This is a genomic window from Sphingomonas sp. BK580, assembly GCF_014194975.1.
Taxonomy (GTDB): domain Bacteria; phylum Pseudomonadota; class Alphaproteobacteria; order Sphingomonadales; family Sphingomonadaceae; genus Sphingomonas.
This window is the reverse complement of the sequence record NZ_JACIAY010000003.1, coordinates 428,313-444,321: the sequence shown is the minus strand read 5'-3', so window position 1 is coordinate 444,321 and position 16,009 is coordinate 428,313. Positions and strand designations below refer to the sequence as shown.

Below are 16,009 nucleotides of genomic sequence, written 5' to 3'. Positions count from 1 at the left end.
GTCGGAATGGGTCAGCGAAGGCGCGGGCGGGCCTCGCGCTGCGTCAGACCGTCGCGCCGGATGGCGCGGCTGGGCTGCGTCAAACGTCTGGCGCACCGGCGTGTCATTGCCTTGCTGGCCATACCTCACCTTCTAAGCGTCTGGCGCTGTATCGCCTTGAGCACGTCGGAAATCAACTCTAGTCTAGTCCTGCGGCGAACCCGATGTTCGAGCGACGAGAGGTGGCGATGGGCATCGAGGACAGGCAGGGCGCCGGCTGGCCGGCGCGGTCGCACGATGAGGTGCGCGCGCTGCTCACCGCGCCGGGCGGCCTCTTCGAGATGGAGACGGTGACGATCCGCGGGGTGCCGACCCGCACGTGGAAGAACGCGCCGCCGACGCTTCGCGCGCTGCTGGACGCCAGCCGAGCGCACGACGAGCGCTTGATGACGATCCATGAGGACGAGCGGGTCAGCTATGCCGCGCATGCGCGGGCGGTGGCAACGCTCGCCGCCGAGCTCGCGGCGCGGGGGGTGCGCGCGGGTGACCGGGTCGCGATCGCGATGCGCAACCTGCCCGAATATCCGGCGGCGCTGTTCGCCATCACTGCGTTGAGCGCGATCGCGGTGCCGCTCAACGCCTGGTGGAGCGGCGAGGAGCTGCGCTACGCGCTCGACGATTCGGGCGCGCAGACGCTGATCGTCGACGCCGAGCGGCACGAGCGGCTGATCCCGCTCTACGGTCTGCTGCGGCACCTCCGCGACGTGCTGGTGGCTCGCGCCGCCGGTACGCTGGCACGGCCGGCCGTCGCGCTCGAGTCGCTGATCGGCGCGCCCGCGCGCTGGGGGTCGCTGCCCGAGCGGAGGCTGCCGGAGGCGGTGCTCGCGCCGGACGACGCCGCGGTGATCTTCTACACCAGCGGCACCACGGGAAGGCCCAAGGGAGCGCTGGGTACCCACCGTAATCTCACCACCAATATCATGAGCAGCGCCTATGCCGCGGCGCGCACCGCGCTGCGCCGGGGCGAGGCACCCCCGCCGTCGACGCCGCGCGTCATGCTGACCGCCATACCCCTGTTCCACGTCACTGCCTGCTCGGCGGCGTTGATGGGCGCGGTCGCGAGCGGCTCGACCTTGATCTTCATGCGCCGCTGGGACCCGGTCGGTGCGATGGAGCTGATCCAGCGCGAGCGGGTCGCGGTCACCGGCGGCGTCCCGACGATCGCGTGGCAGCTGCTCGGCCACCCGGAGCGCGGGCGCTTCGATCTCTCCAGTCTCGAGTCGATCGCGTACGGCGGCGCGCCGGCCGCGCCGGAGCTGGCGCGTCGGCTCCACGAGGAGCTCGGCGTCTGGCCGCAGAACGGCTGGGGCATGACCGAGACGATGGCGACGGTCACCTCACTCGCGGCCGAGGACTATCTCGCGCGGCCGGAGAGCGCCGGCCTGCCGGTGGCGGTGGCAGACGTGATCGTCACCGACGAGGGCGGCGCCCCGCTGCCGCCCGGCGCGGTGGGCGAGGTGCGTGCGCGCGGTCCGATGGTGGTGGCGGGCTATTGGAAGCGCCCCGACGCGACCGCAGAGACCTTCGTGCAAGGCTGGGTTCGCACGGGCGACCTCGGCCGCCTCGACGACGACGGCTTCCTCTACATCCTCGATCGCGCCAAGGACGTGGTGATCCGCGGCGGCGAGAACATCTACTCGATCGAGGTCGAGAACGTGCTGCAGGCGCATCCCGCAGTGAGCGAGTGCGCCGTCATCGGCGCGCCGCATCGCGTGCTCGGCGAGGAAGCGGTGGCGGTCGTGCGGCCGGTCGCCGGCTGCCATGTCGAGGAGGCCGAGCTGCAACAATGGGTGCGCGAGCGGCTCGCCGCCTTCAAGGTGCCCGCGGCCGTCCGTTTCACCGCCGAACCGCTGCCGCGCAACGAGAACGGCAAGATCCTCAAGCGCGAGCTCAAGGGCTTGTTCCGGGAACGTTTCGCGGCGTAGGGCTATTCCCCTTAACGGCGGGGGGACGATGATGCGCGTAACTCGGGATTTCCTGCGCGGGCGCGGCCGCGAGTCGATGAGCGAGGCCGACAAGGACGTCCTTGAGCGCGCGGTCGATCGCATCGACACGCTGCCCGCGCGTACGATCGTCACGCGACGCGGCGACCGGCTTCGCTACAGCACCCTGCTGCTCGACGGCGCGATGTGCCGCTACATGGACGCGCGCGACGGCTTTCGCCAGCTCGTCGCCTTGCAGGTGCCGGGCGACTTCGTCGACCTGCACGGTTACCCGCTGCACCGGCTGGACCATGACGTCGGCACGCTGACCGAGGCACGCGTGGCGGTGATCCCGCATGCGGCGATCGACTCCATCGTCGCCGATCATCCCCGGCTGGCGCGAATCCTGTGGCGTTCGACCCTGCTCGACGCTGCCCTGCATCGCGAGTGGATCTTCCGTATCGGCCGGCTCGATGCCGCCGGACGGATCGCGCATTTCCTGCTCGAGACCTATCATCGGCTCAAGGCGACCGGACGCGGCGGCGACGGCGTGTTCGAGCTCGCGCTGATCCAGCAGGACCTCGGCGAGGCGTGCGGGCTCACCAGCGTCCACGTCAACCGCACGCTGCGGCGGCTGCGCGAGGAGAAACTGGTCGAGGCGGTGCGCGGCACGGTGACGATCCTCGATGAGGTCGGGTTGGCCCGCGTCGGCGAGTTCGATCCCGATTACCTCTACCTCGAGGAAGGACCCTGGCAGGCCGCTGCCGCCTGAACCCCAGCGCTCTCGCGCCGCTTTCCTCTCACTAGGTTTTCCTCGATGGCCGATCACCCGCCGACGTCAGCGCCGGTCACGCTCCCGCCCGACGCCGCCGCTCTGTCGGCGGAGGGGCACCCGCAGGTGGTGTTGCGGCGCGACCGGCTGCTGGCGGCCCTGACGCTGACCGCCGGGATCGGGCTGATGCTCGGCCTGCCGTTCGCGCTCAAGGCGGGCGCCGAATTCTTCATGCCGACCGCGGTGGCGCTGGTGGTTGCGCTCGCGCTGATCCCGTTGCTCGAGTGGCTCGAGCGGCGCCGGCTGCCCTCGGCGGTGGCGGCGCTGGTCTGCGTGCTGCTGTTCCTGGTGATCGCCAACGTCGCGCTCGCCGCGATCGTCGTGCCCGCGACCGAGTTCTTCCGCCTGCTGCCGTCGCGGATCGGGCGCATCCAGGACAATCTCGCGCCGCTGCTCGATCTCTATTCCAGTCTGGAGAAATACGCCAACCGCACGCTGCGCCAGATCGCCAGCACGCCCGTGCGGCCGTCACCCACTGCCGCGGTGGCGCCGCCCAGCTCGATCGTCGAGCTCGCCGCCACCTCGGCGCCCGCGGTGATCATCCAGGTCTTCTACGCGATCCTGGTCGCCTTCTTCTTCCTGTCGGGGTGGACGCGCACGCGCGAGCGCATGATCACCGAGCGTGCCAGCTTCGGCGGCGCGATGGCGACCGCGCGCGTGCTGCAGGAGATGGTCGACGACGTCTCCTCCTATCTGGGCACGATCACGATCATCAACGTCGCTCTCGGAGCGATCATCGCGGGAGCGCTCCACCTGCTCGGCATGCCGTTCCCGCTCATGTGGGGCGGCATCGTCGCGCTGCTCAATTACATCCCGTATTTCGGCCCGGTGGTGGCGGCGCTGCTGCTCGCGGTAGGCGGGCTGATGACCTTCAGCGACGTGTGGACCGCGCTCTCGGCGCCCGCGATCATGTACGGCGCGCATCTGATCGAGGCGAACGTGGTCACGCCGCTGATCGTCGGTCACCGGCTCACCATCAATCCGGTGATGATCCTGATCTCGATCTCCTTCTGGGGTTGGGTGTGGGGCACGGTGGGCGCGCTGCTGGCGGTGCCGATCCTCATCATCGTGCAGACCATCCTGTCGGCCGCGGGACGCCCCGATATCGCCGGCTTCCTGTTCGAGCACGGTACGCTGACTCGCACCCGTGAGGGGCGCCCCGGCGTGCTCGCGCGGCGCGGCGAGAAAGACGCCGAATAGCCGTTGACAGCCCCCGGCGTGCCGCCTAGTTGGCGCGCCTCACGCTTCTGCAAGCGGGTGTAGCTCAGTTGGTTAGAGCGCCGGCCTGTCACGCCGGAGGTCGCGGGTTCGAGCCCCGTCACTCGCGCCACCCCTCGGGGAGGCCGCAGATCCAAGCATGACCGTCGAACGTCGCAGCGGGCCGGTTCGGTCCGGCGCGGCATGTTGCGGGTGTAGCTCAGTTGGTTAGAGCGCCGGCCTGTCACGCCGGAGGTCGCGGGTTCGAGCCCCGTCACTCGCGCCACGGTCGGTGGTATTGGTCCTACGCGGCAGCGCCTTCCCCACACGCCTTCCGAGCTTCATGCTCATTCCCATATACCGAATCCCCGCGCCGGCCGGGATCCAGACGCGCGGGCGCGTCAGCCCCAGCGCGAGCGCGGCGCATCGGGATGCGCGTCTTCGCGGAAATGCCGAATAGGGGCGAACCGCTGCGCGGAAGGACGCGTGAGGTGGAAGACGTCAGCGTCGCGCCGTCACCTCACCGCCAGCGCCCGGTCTCCATCCAGCGCAGCAGCGGCTTGAGCGGCGTGATCCAGACGATCCCGGTGACAAGATAGAAGCCGAGCTGCGCCAGCGCGGGCCAGCGCCCGATCACGCCGGAGAGCGAGGCGATCGCCACGCACCAGAGCGCGATCAGCAGCAGGATGGCGAGCATGCCCACCGGCTTGCGCCACGACGGCGTCATCGCGCCGCCTTCGCGAGCCAGCCGCGCTCCGTGACGATCGCGTCGAGCGGGGCGTCCCAGGGGTCGGGGGTGATCGAGTCGAGCTGCTGCACGCTCCATGCGATACCGATGCGGCGTGCCGCGGGATAGGTCGCGAAGGCGCGGTCGTAATGGCCCGCCCCCTGGCCGACGCGGTTGAGCGCGGCGTCGAACGCCACCAAAGGGGTGAGAACGATGTCGGGGACGAGCGACGGGAGTGTTCCGACGGGCTGTCTCAGGCCGAACGGCCCTTCCGAGAGGGCGTGCTCGGCGGCCCAGGCGAGGAAGCGGATCGGCGTGGCGCGATCGACCACGTGCGGCAGCGCGAGGCGGCAGCCGGCGGCGACGGCGGCGGCCTCCAGCTCGCACGGATCGGCCTCGCTGCCGACCGGCGCGTAGCTCGCCACCACCAGGCCGGGCGCGAGCAGCGCGACGAACTCGCGCGGGCAGGGCAGCGCAGGAGCACCCGCCGCGACGAAGGCGTCGCGCGTGGCCCGCGCGGCGGCGCGGAGCGCGCGCTTGTCAGTCATCGAGGCAAAGGGGGCGGGTGGCGGGACCGCCATGGCCGTTGGCCGATGTATCCACTGACGCCCAGTACGTCAGGTGGGGATCATGTACGTCGGACCAGGATCCGGGCAGGGACAACCCCCATGGAAGATGAATAGCCTCAGGGATATGTATAAGCTCGTACCGGGCAGAACCCGCCGAGCCCTACTTAGGACGTCGGCGGCGCCTGCTCAAGGGCCGCGGCGAGCTTCTCGAGCCGTTCCGACAGGCGGTCGAGCGCGATCCCCTCCGGCGTCTCGGGTGGGGGTGCCTCGCGCGCCTCGATCAGCGCGTCGGCCACCATCAGCGCGGCGAGCAGCATCGTGCGATTGACCCCGCCCGCGCCGGCGGCGCGGCGCGCGTCGTCCCAGCGCTCGTCGATCAGCGCGGCGGCCTGCATCAGCCGCGCCTCGCCGCCGTCGCGACAGCCCAGGTCGTAGCTCGTCTCGCCGATGCGCAGCGTCACGCGTGCCATCAGTCCTGTCCTCCGCGCGCGATGATCTCATCGAGCGCGGCGACCGCCTCGCTCATCTTCTCGCGGAGCGCGTCGTGGCGGCGCGCGAGCGTGGCGGCCGCGGCGAGGCGCTGTTCCAAGACGCGTTCGACGCGGGTGATGGCGGCATCGAGCCGGTCGATCGCTGGGTTGTCCATGTTGAGAGGCGATAGGATCGCGCGCGCGCGCCGACAAGATGGCGCGGAGACGAGTGGATGCACCGCAGCGGTTGACGGCCGCGCGCCGTCCGGCGCAAAGACCCGCGCGACACCGAACTTACGCGGAGACAGGCGCATGACCAAGGTAGCGATCAACGGCTTCGGACGGATCGGGCGGCTGGTGGCGCGCGCGCTGATCGAGCGGGGCAGCGACCTCGAGCTGGTGGCGATCAACGATCTCGCCGACACCAAGTCGAACGCGTGGCTGTTCAGCCGCGACAGCGTCCATGGCAAATATGCGGGTACGGTCGAGGCCGACGGTCAGGACATGGTGATCGACGGCAAGCGCATCCGCGTCACCGCCGAGCGCGATCCCGCCAACCTGCCGCACCGCGAGCTGGGCGTCGACATCGTGCTGGAGTGCACCGGCTTCTTCACCGATCGTGCCAGCGCGCAGAAGCATATCGACGCGGGCGCCAAGAAGGTGCTGATCTCGGCGCCCGCCAAGAACGTCGACCTCACCGTGGTCTACGGCGTCAACCACGACAGGCTCGAGGCCGGGCACACGATCGTGTCCAACGCGTCGTGCACCACCAACTGCCTCGCGCCCGTCGCCAAGGTGCTCAACGACGCGATCGGGATCGAGCGCGGCCTGATGACGACGATCCACGCCTACACGAACGATCAGAAGATCCTCGACCAGATCCACAGCGACCTGCGCCGTGCCCGCGCGGCGGCGATGAACATCATCCCGACGACGACCGGGGCGGCGCGCGCGGTGGGCGAGGTGCTGCCCGAGCTGAAGGGCAAGCTAGACGGCTCGGCGATCCGCGTGCCCGTGCCCGACGGCAGCCTCGTCGACCTCACCTTCACGCCGAAGCGCGACACCAGCAAGGAAGAGGTCAACCAGCTCCTCAAGGCCGCGGCCGAGGGCGCGATGAAGGGCGTGCTGCATTATTCGGACGAGCCGCTCGTCTCGATCGACATCGTCCACACGCCCTATTCGTCGACGGTCGACAGCCTCGAGACCGCGGTGATCGACGGCAAGCTGGTCCGCGTGGTCAGCTGGTACGACAATGAGTGGGGCTTCTCGAACCGCATGGTCGACACCGCGACCGCGATGGCGAAGCTCGGCTGAGGTGGAGCGCGGGGGCGGGACGGGCGTGCTGCTCGGCATCGCGCGTCACGCCCGCCCGCGCGCGCCGGTCGAGACGGTCGCGCGCGCCGAGGTGTCGCTCGCGCGCGGCGTCCACGGCGATTTCCGCGGGGCGATGCGCGGCAAGCCGTACAAGCGCCAGGTCACGCTGATCGAGCGCGGCGACTGGGAGGCGGCGATGCGGCTGGTCGGTCACACGATCGACTGGACCGAGCGGCGCGCCAACCTGCTGGTCGACGCGCTCGACCTGCCGCAGCGCGCCGGCGCGGTGCTCCGCATCGGCGCGGACGTGCTGCTCGAGATCACGCGCGAGTGCGACCCGTGCGAGCGGATGGAAGCGCTCGCCCCCGGCCTCAAGCAGGCGATGACGCCCGACTGGCGCGGCGGCGCCTGCGCGATGGTGATACAGGGCGGCACGATCGCCGTCGGTGACAGGATCAGGATCGAGGACCCATGGCCAAGTCTTTTCGAACGCTCGACGACATCGGCGACGTCGCCGGCAAGCGGGTCCTCGTCCGCGAGGATCTGAACGTCCCCTTCAAGGACGGCCACGTCACCGACGACACGCGGCTGCGCGCCACCGTCGCGACCGTCGCCGAGCTCGCCGACAAGGGCGCGATCGTGCTCGTGCTGGCGCATTTCGGCCGCCCCAAGGGGCAGCCCGCGCCCGAGTTCTCGCTCGCGCAGATCACCCGGCCGTATGAGACCGTGCTCGGTCGGCCGGTGCGCTTCGTCGACTGGGCGGGCGCCGCCGAGGCGGTCGCCACGCTCCAGCCCGGCGACGTCGCGGTGCTGGAGAACACGCGCTACTTCGCCGGCGAGGAGAAGAACGACCTCGAGACGATCGACCGCATCGCCGCGCTCGGCGACCTCTACGTCAACGACGCCTTCTCGGCCGCGCACCGCGCGCACGCCTCGACCGCGGGGCTGGCGCAGGTGCTCCCGGCCTATGCCGGCCGCGCGATGGAGGCCGAGCTCGACGCGCTGGAGAAGGCGCTCGGCGCGCCCGAGCATCCCGTCGCGGCGGTGGTCGGTGGCGCCAAGGTCTCGACCAAGCTCGACGTGCTCAAGCACCTCGTCGGCAAGGTGGATCATCTCATCATCGGCGGCGGCATGGCCAATACCTTCCTCGCCGCGCGCGGCGTGAACGTGGGCAAGAGCCTGTGCGAGCACGATCTCACCGGCACCGCCGAGGAGATTCTGGAGGCCGCCGACCGCGCCGGCTGCACCGTCCACCTGCCCTATGACGTGGTGGTCGCGACCGAGTTTCGCGCCAACCCGCCGGTGCGCACCGTCAACGTCCACGAGGTCGCCGCCGACGAGATGATCCTCGACGTCGGTCCTGCCGCGGTGGAGGCGCTGGGCGACGTGCTCAAGACCTGCCGCACGCTCGTGTGGAACGGCCCGCTCGGCGCCTTCGAGACGCCGCCGTTCGACGCCGCGACCGTGGCGCTGGCGCGCACCGCGGCGGCGCTGACCAAGGAGGGCAGCCTCGTCTCGGTCGCGGGCGGCGGCGACACCGTCGCGGCGCTCAACCAGGCAGGGGTGGCCGAGCAGTTCAGCTTCGTCTCGACCGCTGGCGGTGCCTTCCTGGAGTGGATGGAAGGCCGCGAGCTGCCGGGCGTGGCCGCGCTCCAGCGGTAACGAGGCTGAGGCGAGGGTAACGCCTCGCGCCGCCGTGCGCCTGCGGTTGCGGGGGCCAGCCGCGGGGGCGTCGCTCCGTCGTGCTGGGCTCCTGCGTGCGCAGGAGCATGGCGACCCTCAACCGGTCGGCCGCGTCGCGATCAGCGCGTTGGACACCATCGTCAGCACCGCGACGTCGTGCTGGTTGAAGGCGGTGAGGCGGCTCTTGTAGATCCCCATCTCGGGTCGGGAGCGTGAGACGCGCTTGTCGAGCACCTCGGTCTCGCAGCGTAGCCGGTCGCCCGGATAGATCGGCGTGAGCCAGCGCAGCTCGTCGATGCCGGGCGAGCCGAGCCCGGCCTGCTCGATCGCGCGCAAGTGCTCGACCAGCATCGCCATCACCATCGCGCAGCTGTGCCAGCCGCTCGCCGAGAGCCGACCGAAATGCGTCGCCGCCGCGGCCTCGTCGGAGAGATGAAATGGTTGGGGATCGAACTTGCGCGCGAACTCGATCACCTCGTCACGCGTGACGGCATAGTCGCCGAAGCGGGCGGTCGCGCCGACCGCGATGTCCTCGAAATATTGCACCCGCGCCGCTCTCCTCTCGCGATCTCATATCGCCAGATCCCCGTCCTTGGTTCAAGCGGCTGCGGCGCTCGTCAGCGCCGCAGCACGCGGCGGAACGGCGCGACGTCGCCGTCCAGCCCGACGCCGGCGGGCAGGCCGAGCAGGTCGCGCAGCAGCGGCGCCACGTCGGTGTTGTCGAAGGTCGGCAGCCGCTCGCCCGCGGCGAAGGACGGCCCGTTGGCGATGAACAATGCGCGCATGTCCGGTGAGTCGTTGTCATAGCCGTGCGCGCCGCGATGGGTGGCCTCGTCGGTCGCGTTCCTCGCGAGGATCCAGCCGCCCGCGGCACCGTCCTCGGCCAGGCAGAGGAAGGCGGGCACGCGCGCGTTGCGGCCATAGCGGAAGCGCGCCGGCAGCGCCTCCTTGCGCCAGCATGCCATGTGCGGGTGCGGGCGCAGCAGCGCCTGCGCCACCGCCGCGTCGCGTCCAGGCAGCGGCGCGAACGTCGCATAGGGGCCGCTCTCGACCACCCGCGCGTCGGTCGCCGGGACGATCGACTCGATCGCGATGCGCCGCTCGGGCGCGATCGGCGCCATGCCATGGTCGGAGACGATCACGAGGTTGGCGGACTGACCCAACGCGGCGAGTCCGTCCACCAGTCGACCGACGCTCGCGTCGACAGCGGCGACCGAAGCCAGGGTTCGCTGGTCAGTAGGGCCGTAATCGTGGCCGGCGGTGTCGACCTCGTCGAAGTAGAGCGTGACGAACCGCGGTCGTGCCTCTGGCGGGCGCCGCAGCCAGTCGACCACCGCCTCGACTCGCTGTCGGTCGCTCACCGCCTCGTTGTACTGCTGCCAGTCGCGCGGGCGGACGCCGGCGCGCTCGTGCGGGCGGGCGGGATCGCGCATGCCGCCCCAGGCGACGTTCGAGCCCGGCCAGAACATCGTCGCGGTCGGCATGCCGGCGCGCTCGGCGGTGACCCACAAGGGTTCGGCGGCGTTCCACCAGAACGGATCGTCGGTTGCCATGGTGAAGGTCTCGCCGGGCCGCGCCTTGTCCTCCATTCGATTGGCGACGATCCCGTGCCGGTCCGGCACCAGCCCGGTGACGAGCGTCCAGTGATTGGGGAAGGTCTTGGACGGGAAGGAGGGCCGCATCGCCGCGCTGACCCCGCCGGCAGCGAGCGCCGAGAGCCGCGGGGTGACGCCGCGGGCGAGATAGTCGGGGCGGAAGCCGTCAATTGAGACGAGGATCGTCACCGGGGTGGGGACGGGCGCGCGCGCCGTCGGTGCCGCGGCACCCGCGTGAGCGGCGGGAGACGGGGCAGGCGACGCGGGCGCGGTCACCGGCGGCAAGGACGGCGGCGTATAGGGATAGGCGCAGGCGCCGAGGGTGAGGAGCGCGGCGGCGAGAAGCGGGCGTAGCGTCATGCCGGGCGCTTACGCCGCTGCGATGACGGGGAAAAGTCTCGCGGCGACGGAGCCCGCCGTCGCGAGACGAGGGGCCGCGGCCGCTAGAGGCCGACCGCGAACTTGGCGAACAGCGTCCAGCTCACCGGCGAGTCGCCATAGACGGCGTCGAGCGCCGCCGGCTTGGCATAGGCCGCGACCGTGCCGCCCAGCGCGACGCCGAGCGGCCCGACGATCGGCAGCCGATAGGCATAGCCCGCCTCCGCCTTGGTGACGCGGAAGCGCCGGTCGTGGAGCGAATCGTCGTGGTCGGGGAAGAGTTCGTCGTTGGCGACATTCTCCACCCGCGCGAAGACCGCGTGCCGCGGGGTCAGCTCGTAGGTCGCCTCGGCGAGGAAGGCGTCGAGCACCTCGCCGGGCTGGCGATCCTTGCGCGACCAGGCCAGCGTCGTCGCCAACCCGGCGCGGGCATATTGCACGCTCGCGGTGGTACGATCCTCGTCCTCGCCGGGATGGAGCGCCTCGGGCTCCTTCAGCCGGCCGTGGCTGACCTGCAGTGCGACATAGGGCGAAGGCGTCCAGGTGCCGCGCACGCTCCACGAGTCGAGCCGCACGGGATCGAAGCCCCAGCGCCGCTCGTCGGGCTCGCGGCCCTTAAACCACGAACCCTCCAGCTGGACCTTGGGCGCGGAGACGCCCGCGGTGAGCACGCCATAGGTGATGTGGGTCGAGTCGAACCAATGGTGCGTGATCGGCGACATCGGGAGGTAGCGTGCCGAGCCGCGGTGCATGAAGGCGCTCGGCCCCAGGGCGGGCTCGCCGACGGGGGCGGCGTAGACGAACAGGCTGGTGTCGCCGCCGAGCCGATAGTCGAGCCGCGCGGCCAGCTCCATGAACAGGTCGTGCGGGTGCTGGCGGTCGACCAGCGCGCGGCCGTTCGCGGTCTCGCCGGTGGCGAGGAGGTTGGGGTAGCCGCGCGCGCCCATCGCGGGCTCCAGGCTCCCCATGCCGCGGAGCTGGAGGTGAACCCGATCGGTCAGATCGTTGTCGGCCATGATCATGGCCATGGATTGCACATAGGCGCCGTCACCGCCGCGCGGACCGCCCTGATCGGTGACCATCGTCCAGGCGTAACCGTGCGCCATCAGCATCCAGTCGCCGACGTGAAGCATCGCCCCGCGCATCGGCCCCTCGCCGGCGGGGTTGCGCGCGGTGCCGCTGCCGGGCGTGTACCAGCCGGCGGCGGTGCCCATCGTCATGCCAGGCATGGCGGCACCCTCGGGCGCGTGGGCCAGAGCGGCGTCGGATGCGTCGCGCCACCTGGTCGGTGCGGTGAGCGCCGGCACCATGTCGTCCATGCCGGCGTGATCGTGGGACGTGCCTGAAGCGTCCGGCGTCGTGCCGGCATGACCCAGCGCGTGATGATCCATCGCGCGATGATCCATCGGATCGGCGTCGCCCGGACCGGGGTCAGGCGTGGGCGAGGGCTTCTGTGCGGAGACGGGCGGGTGGTGCTGCGCCGACGCCAGCGTCGGGCACAGGGCAGCGGCCGCGGCGGCGGCACGCAGGGTGTGGCGGAACATCGATATTCTCCGGTTGCAGACATGACGGACCGGGGCGCATCGCCCCGGTGGTTCACGCCGCGCGCGGAGGCGGGGAGAGCGGCACCAGCAGCGCGCCGGCGGTCATGCTCGCGCGCATCGGCGGCCGCTGCCGCTCGGCCGGGCGCCACGGTGACACGACGATGCCGCCCGCGAGATCGAGTGGCGGCACGCAGCCGAGGCAATCGTGCGCCGCCGCCGACGCGGGGGCGGCGGGCCGGTGCTCGTGGTGCTGGACCGGCGCTGACATCGCGACGGTGGGCTCGTGGCACGCCGGTGCCGCCGTCGCGGGGAGCGCGAGCAGCAGCGCGAGGAGCGAGACGAACAGCCGGAGCATCGCCGCGGCCCTAGCCGCTCGCACGCGCTCGCGCCAGCCGGCGGGAACGTGCGGCGCGCTGGCGCTTTGTCCCGTCATGCGCGCATTCCCTCTCCTGCTTCTCCTCTCCCTGGCGGCCTGCGGTGGCGGCGGCAAGGAGAATGGCGGCAACCAGGCCGCGCCCGCGCCCAGCCCGACCGGGCCGGCGCCCAAGACACCGGTGATGCAGATCACGCCCGCACCGGGCAACGAGGCGGAGTGGATGGAACCGCGCGACGCGCCCGGCGCCCCGACCAGCGCGCCCTACGCCAACCTGCTCGACCAGCCCGTCGTGAAGGGCCCGCCCGCCAAATAGCGGTATGTGACAGCAGGTCCACGGCGACGCGACCGACCACCACCAGCGCGACCGCCGGCGGCGAGGTCACACGTTGAAGCGGAACAGCATGACGTCGCCGTCGTGGACGACATATTCCTTGCCCTCCTGCCGCAGCTTGCCCGCGTCGCGCGCGCCCGCCTCGCCGCCGCAGCTGACATAATCGTCGAACGCGATCGTCTCGGCGCGGATGAAGCCGCGCTCGAAATCGGAGTGGATCGCGCCGGCCGCCTGCGGCGCCTTGGAGCCCGCCTCGATCGTCCAGGCGCGCGCCTCCTTCGGGCCGACGGTGAAGAAAGTGAGCAGGTGGAGCAATTCGTACCCGGCGCGAATCACGCGCGCGAGTCCGGTCTCCTCCAGCCCGAGCTCGGACAGAAACTCGCCCCGCTCGTCCGCGGGCATGGTCGCGATCTCGGCCTCGATCGCGGCCGAGACCACCACCGCCTGCGCGCCCTCTGCCCTGGCCTTGGCGAAGACGCGCGCGGAGTAATCGTTGCCCGCCGCGGCATGCTCCTCGTTGACGTTGCAGACGTACAGCACCGGCTTGGCGGTGAGCAGCTGCGCCTGATCGAGCACGCGCGCCTCCTCGGCGTCGTTCGCCTCGGTCAGCCGCGCGGGCTTGCCGTCGCGGAGCAGGTCGAGCGCGCGCCCGAGCACGACCGCGGCGAGCTTGGCCTCCTTGTCGCCCTGCTGACCCTTCTTGGCGAGGTTGGGAACGCGTTTCTCGAGACTCTCCAGGTCGGAGAGCATCAGCTCGGTCTCGACCGTCTCGGCGTCGGCGATCGGGTCGACGCGATTGTCGACGTGCTGGATGTCGTCGTTCTCGAAGCAGCGCAGCACGTGGACGATCGCGTCGACCTCGCGGATGTTGCCGAGGAACTGGTTGCCCAGGCCCTCGCCCTTGCTGGCGCCGCGCACCAGACCGGCGATGTCGACGAAGCCGAGCTGAGTCTCGATCACTTTGGCCGACTTGGCGATCTCGGCCAGCTTGGCGAGCCGCGGGTCGGGCACGCCGACGTTGCCGACGTTCGGCTCGATCGTGCAGAACGGATAATTGGCGGCCTGCGCCGCGGCCGTCTCGGTCAGCGCGTTGAAGAGGGTGGACTTGCCGACGTTGGGCAGGCCCACGATGCCGCAGCGGAAACCCATGGGAAGAACCTGTGTGATGGGGAAAGCGCGCCAGATAGGCGAGGGGCGCGTCGCTGGCTAGGCCATGCTTTCCCCGTTGCCGCGCAGCCTCTAACAGGGGCTCATGAGCGACGAGATCAGCGTGGCGGCGGCGCGCCCCCTGCGGCGCGACGCGCAGGCCCGCCGCGACGCGCTGATCGAGGCGGCGCGGCTCTGCTTCGCGCGCGCGGGCTATTTCGTGCCGCTGGAAGACATCGCCGACGCCGCGGGCGTGGGGCGCGGAACGTTCTACCGCAACTTCAAAGACCGCATGGCGCTGGCCTTGGCAGTGTTCGAGCAGGAGGTCGAGCGCATGCAAGCGCGGCTCGATCCCGCGCTGGCGCTCGACCAGGCGCTGGCGCAGGTGGTGCTGGAGGGCGCCGACGCCGCGACCTTGTTCGCGCGGCTCGCGCTCGATATGCCGCGCGACGGCGCCGATCGAGCCGCCTTCGATGGACTGCGCCGCCGCCTGGAGGAGCTGTTCGAGCCGGTAGCGGCGCGCGCGCGCCGCGACGGTATGCTCGCGCCGGAGCTGGGCGCGCGCGACCTGGTACTGGCGATGCGGATGTTGAGCGGACTGCTGCTCAAGCATAGCAGCGCGGCGGAGCGACGTCAGCAGGTCGAGGATGCGGTGCGACTGCTGCTGGCCGGACTTAGACCGCGACCAATACCAACACCTTAGAAGTCAAGTCGCGATCGGGTCTCGAGCCCGCCCCTCGTGCCTCGACGAGTGTCCCGTGGGCGGCCCCGTCAGATCGGTGAATCTAGTGGCCGCGATCCGACCGCGGACGTGGCGAAGTCCGCTATATAGTTGGACAGCTACGGAGTACCTCGCGCGGCATTGTCCGTTTCTGGTGTTCGTCGATCGTGCTCCGCTGCGTTGGCAACCCCGCCGCGGGCCGGGGACGAATCGGGGAGCGACCATGAGCATCGTGACAGCAGTGAGCGCCGCACGACCGGTGCAGCACGTTCCGGATTATAGTGACCCTTCCGCCTTCGCCCTCGCGCGCGGCGACTGGGGGCGCGCCTCCTATGCCACGCTGTCGGAATCGGCGTCGCGGCCGTCGCGGCTCGCGGCCAGTGGCATGGCGGCGACGGAGACGCCGTTGACCCACCGCGACGACGGCGAGGCCAAGCGCCGCCTCCAGGTGATGGAGGAAGTGGCGGTGCGGATGGCCAAGCTGGCGGTGTCGAACCGCAGGCAACTGGCCGCTCGCGCGCTGGCGGCCCTGCGGCAGAAGCTGGCGCTGCTCAAGATGCAGGCGATGGCGGCGATCCTCCGCGGTGATCGAGGCGCGGCGCTCGCGCTGGCGGACGAACTCGAAGATCTCGCCCGCGCCATCAGCGCCGCCGAGCGTGACTGCGCCACCGCCGGGCGTAGTGGCGCCGACGTGGTCGCCTCGGTGCCGATCGTGGCGCCGCAAGCGTCCCACAAGGACGAGTCGCCGCCGCTTGCCGGCGAGGCAGCGGCCGAGATGTCGCTCCGGTCGGCGCCGATGGCGCTCGATGATCCCTCGAGCGACGCGGAAGAGGTCGCGCGCGCGGCGGCCGCGGTGCGCGGCATCGCAGGTGAACGCAACCTGCGTGGGCTCGGCGCGACGCTGGTGAAGCGCTCGTCCCGGCTTCTCCCGCTGTTCGACACGAGCGACGGTCCCGATGCGGTGGCGGGCGAGGCGGCCAGCCTGATCCGTTCGCTACGACGCGCCGGTCATCGCGGCGAGCGGCGGCACGCGGCGGCCGACGTCGGCGCGCGGATGGAGGCGAGCGCCATCGCCGCCTCGTTGGGACCCTCCGGGCTGCTCAGCGTGGCGGAGGTCAGCATCGCGTGAGACGTTGTCCCGGCGCGTTGCGCCCGTGATCGACGA

At 71.0% G+C, this 16,009-nt stretch carries 18 protein-coding genes and 2 tRNA genes; 11 read left to right on the top strand and 9 right to left on the bottom strand.

Annotated elements, in window-relative coordinates:
- The first annotated feature begins 203 nt into the window (after nucleotides 1–203).
- The 5 genes from FHY05_RS08665 (at nucleotide 204) to FHY05_RS08645 (ending at nucleotide 4,276) form a co-directional block, all read left to right on the top strand.
- Nucleotides 204–1,964 (top strand): class I adenylate-forming enzyme family protein, encoded by a 1,761-nt coding sequence (locus FHY05_RS08665; protein WP_409321661.1) that lies wholly within the window; start codon nucleotides 204–206, stop codon nucleotides 1,962–1,964.
- Between the two features lie 28 nt (nucleotides 1,965–1,992).
- The gene (locus tag FHY05_RS08660) at nucleotides 1,993–2,733 is read left to right on the top strand and encodes a Crp/Fnr family transcriptional regulator (RefSeq protein ID WP_260181405.1); all 741 of its coding nucleotides are present in this window, start codon (nucleotides 1,993–1,995) and stop codon (nucleotides 2,731–2,733) included.
- A 45-nt stretch (nucleotides 2,734–2,778) separates the two neighbouring features.
- Nucleotides 2,779–3,993, top strand: coding sequence for an AI-2E family transporter (locus tag FHY05_RS08655; protein ID WP_183943952.1), 1,215 nt, complete (start codon nucleotides 2,779–2,781; stop codon nucleotides 3,991–3,993).
- A gap of 53 nt (nucleotides 3,994–4,046) precedes the next feature.
- A tRNA-Asp gene (locus FHY05_RS08650) sits at nucleotides 4,047–4,123 on the top strand.
- Nucleotides 4,124–4,199: 76 nt separating this feature from the next.
- Nucleotides 4,200–4,276 (top strand) — tRNA-Asp (locus FHY05_RS08645).
- 234 nt (nucleotides 4,277–4,510) lie between these two features.
- Here FHY05_RS08645 and FHY05_RS08640 read toward each other — a convergent pair.
- From FHY05_RS08640 to FHY05_RS08625, 4 genes are all read right to left on the bottom strand, one after another.
- Complete coding sequence (locus FHY05_RS08640; protein ID WP_183943951.1) at nucleotides 4,511–4,717, bottom strand: DUF2842 domain-containing protein; 207 nt, start codon at nucleotides 4,715–4,717, stop codon at nucleotides 4,511–4,513.
- Complete coding sequence (locus FHY05_RS08635) at nucleotides 4,714–5,265, bottom strand: 5-formyltetrahydrofolate cyclo-ligase (protein ID WP_183943950.1); 552 nt, start codon at nucleotides 5,263–5,265, stop codon at nucleotides 4,714–4,716. The genes FHY05_RS08640 and FHY05_RS08635 overlap by 4 nt, the downstream gene beginning before the upstream one ends.
- Nucleotides 5,266–5,450: 185 nt before the next feature.
- The gene (locus tag FHY05_RS08630) at nucleotides 5,451–5,756 is read right to left on the bottom strand and encodes a cell division protein ZapA (protein WP_183943949.1); all 306 of its coding nucleotides are present in this window, start codon (nucleotides 5,754–5,756) and stop codon (nucleotides 5,451–5,453) included.
- Nucleotides 5,756–6,070: a hypothetical protein gene (locus FHY05_RS08625; protein ID WP_183944057.1), complete on the bottom strand. Its 315-nt coding sequence runs from the start codon at nucleotides 6,068–6,070 to the stop codon at nucleotides 5,756–5,758. Before FHY05_RS08625 ends, FHY05_RS08630 begins: the two co-directional genes overlap by 1 nt.
- Here FHY05_RS08625 and gap point away from each other — a divergent pair.
- Genes gap through FHY05_RS08610 form a run of 3 tightly spaced genes read left to right on the top strand, consistent with a single transcriptional unit; the run spans nucleotide 6,069 to nucleotide 8,732 of the window.
- Nucleotides 6,069–7,070, top strand: coding sequence for a type I glyceraldehyde-3-phosphate dehydrogenase (gap, locus tag FHY05_RS08620; RefSeq protein WP_183943948.1), 1,002 nt, complete (start codon nucleotides 6,069–6,071; stop codon nucleotides 7,068–7,070). The genes FHY05_RS08625 and gap overlap by 2 nt on opposite strands.
- A gap of 1 nt (nucleotide 7,071) precedes the next feature.
- A complete protein-coding gene (locus FHY05_RS08615; RefSeq protein WP_311732414.1) occupies nucleotides 7,072–7,617 on the top strand; it encodes an MOSC domain-containing protein in 546 nt (181 codons plus the stop codon).
- Nucleotides 7,542–8,732 carry a phosphoglycerate kinase gene (locus tag FHY05_RS08610; protein WP_183943947.1) on the top strand — a complete coding sequence of 397 codons (1,191 nt, stop codon included), beginning with the start codon at nucleotides 7,542–7,544 and terminating at the stop codon, nucleotides 8,730–8,732. Before FHY05_RS08615 ends, FHY05_RS08610 begins: the two co-directional genes overlap by 76 nt.
- Nucleotides 8,733–8,849: 117 nt before the next feature.
- Here FHY05_RS08610 and FHY05_RS08605 read toward each other — a convergent pair whose 3' ends face one another.
- The 4 genes from FHY05_RS08605 to FHY05_RS08590 all read right to left on the bottom strand — a co-directional run bounded on the left by FHY05_RS08605 (nucleotide 8,850) and on the right by FHY05_RS08590 (nucleotide 12,703).
- The gene (locus FHY05_RS08605; protein WP_183943946.1) at nucleotides 8,850–9,299 is read right to left on the bottom strand and encodes a MaoC family dehydratase; all 450 of its coding nucleotides are present in this window, start codon (nucleotides 9,297–9,299) and stop codon (nucleotides 8,850–8,852) included.
- A gap of 71 nt (nucleotides 9,300–9,370) precedes the next feature.
- Entirely contained in the window at nucleotides 9,371–10,708 is a 1,338-nt protein-coding gene (locus tag FHY05_RS08600) for an ectonucleotide pyrophosphatase/phosphodiesterase (RefSeq protein WP_183943945.1), read from the bottom strand.
- 83 nt (nucleotides 10,709–10,791) lie between these two features.
- Nucleotides 10,792–12,270, bottom strand: a complete 1,479-nt coding sequence (locus tag FHY05_RS08595) for a hypothetical protein (RefSeq protein WP_183943944.1) — start codon at nucleotides 12,268–12,270, stop codon at nucleotides 10,792–10,794.
- A gap of 52 nt (nucleotides 12,271–12,322) precedes the next feature.
- Complete coding sequence (locus FHY05_RS08590; RefSeq protein WP_183943943.1) at nucleotides 12,323–12,703, bottom strand: hypothetical protein; 381 nt, start codon at nucleotides 12,701–12,703, stop codon at nucleotides 12,323–12,325.
- Between FHY05_RS08590 and FHY05_RS08585 the strand changes: the two genes are divergently transcribed.
- The gene (locus FHY05_RS08585) at nucleotides 12,702–12,959 is read left to right on the top strand and encodes a hypothetical protein (RefSeq protein ID WP_183943942.1); all 258 of its coding nucleotides are present in this window, start codon (nucleotides 12,702–12,704) and stop codon (nucleotides 12,957–12,959) included. The genes FHY05_RS08590 and FHY05_RS08585 overlap by 2 nt on opposite strands.
- A gap of 66 nt (nucleotides 12,960–13,025) precedes the next feature.
- On the opposite strand, the gene ychF is transcribed toward FHY05_RS08585, so the two are convergent.
- The gene (gene ychF / locus FHY05_RS08580) at nucleotides 13,026–14,126 is read right to left on the bottom strand and encodes a redox-regulated ATPase YchF (RefSeq protein ID WP_183943941.1); all 1,101 of its coding nucleotides are present in this window, start codon (nucleotides 14,124–14,126) and stop codon (nucleotides 13,026–13,028) included.
- Nucleotides 14,127–14,229: 103 nt separating this feature from the next.
- Here ychF and FHY05_RS08575 point away from each other — a divergent pair, with 103 nt between their 5' ends.
- The gene (locus tag FHY05_RS08575) at nucleotides 14,230–14,826 is read left to right on the top strand and encodes a TetR/AcrR family transcriptional regulator (RefSeq protein WP_183943940.1); all 597 of its coding nucleotides are present in this window, start codon (nucleotides 14,230–14,232) and stop codon (nucleotides 14,824–14,826) included.
- A gap of 85 nt (nucleotides 14,827–14,911) precedes the next feature.
- Nucleotides 14,912–15,973: a hypothetical protein gene (locus FHY05_RS08570; protein WP_183943939.1), complete on the top strand. Its 1,062-nt coding sequence runs from the start codon at nucleotides 14,912–14,914 to the stop codon at nucleotides 15,971–15,973.
- Nucleotides 15,974–16,009 lie beyond the last annotated feature (36 nt).

Coding starts and splice junctions, on each gene's coding strand:
- FHY05_RS08635 (WP_183943950.1), bottom strand. CDS start 5,265: ATGACTGACAAGCGCGCGCTCCGCGCCGCCGCGCGGGCCACGCGCGAC.
- FHY05_RS08585 (WP_183943942.1), top strand. CDS start 12,702: ATGCGCGCATTCCCTCTCCTGCTTCTCCTCTCCCTGGCGGCCTGCGGT.
- FHY05_RS08575 (WP_183943940.1), top strand. CDS start 14,230: ATGAGCGACGAGATCAGCGTGGCGGCGGCGCGCCCCCTGCGGCGCGAC.
- FHY05_RS08660 (WP_260181405.1), top strand. CDS start 1,993: ATGATGCGCGTAACTCGGGATTTCCTGCGCGGGCGCGGCCGCGAGTCG.
- FHY05_RS08600 (WP_183943945.1), bottom strand. CDS start 10,708: ATGACGCTACGCCCGCTTCTCGCCGCCGCGCTCCTCACCCTCGGCGCC.
- FHY05_RS08610 (WP_183943947.1), top strand. CDS start 7,542: ATGGCCAAGTCTTTTCGAACGCTCGACGACATCGGCGACGTCGCCGGC.
- ychF (WP_183943941.1), bottom strand. CDS start 14,126: ATGGGTTTCCGCTGCGGCATCGTGGGCCTGCCCAACGTCGGCAAGTCC.
- FHY05_RS08655 (WP_183943952.1), top strand. CDS start 2,779: ATGGCCGATCACCCGCCGACGTCAGCGCCGGTCACGCTCCCGCCCGAC.
- FHY05_RS08595 (WP_183943944.1), bottom strand. CDS start 12,270: ATGTTCCGCCACACCCTGCGTGCCGCCGCCGCGGCCGCTGCCCTGTGC.
- FHY05_RS08590 (WP_183943943.1), bottom strand. CDS start 12,703: ATGACGGGACAAAGCGCCAGCGCGCCGCACGTTCCCGCCGGCTGGCGC.
- gap (WP_183943948.1), top strand. CDS start 6,069: ATGACCAAGGTAGCGATCAACGGCTTCGGACGGATCGGGCGGCTGGTG.
- FHY05_RS08665 (WP_409321661.1), top strand. CDS start 204: ATGTTCGAGCGACGAGAGGTGGCGATGGGCATCGAGGACAGGCAGGGC.
- FHY05_RS08630 (WP_183943949.1), bottom strand. CDS start 5,756: ATGGCACGCGTGACGCTGCGCATCGGCGAGACGAGCTACGACCTGGGC.
- FHY05_RS08640 (WP_183943951.1), bottom strand. CDS start 4,717: ATGACGCCGTCGTGGCGCAAGCCGGTGGGCATGCTCGCCATCCTGCTG.
- FHY05_RS08625 (WP_183944057.1), bottom strand. CDS start 6,070: ATGCGCCTGTCTCCGCGTAAGTTCGGTGTCGCGCGGGTCTTTGCGCCG.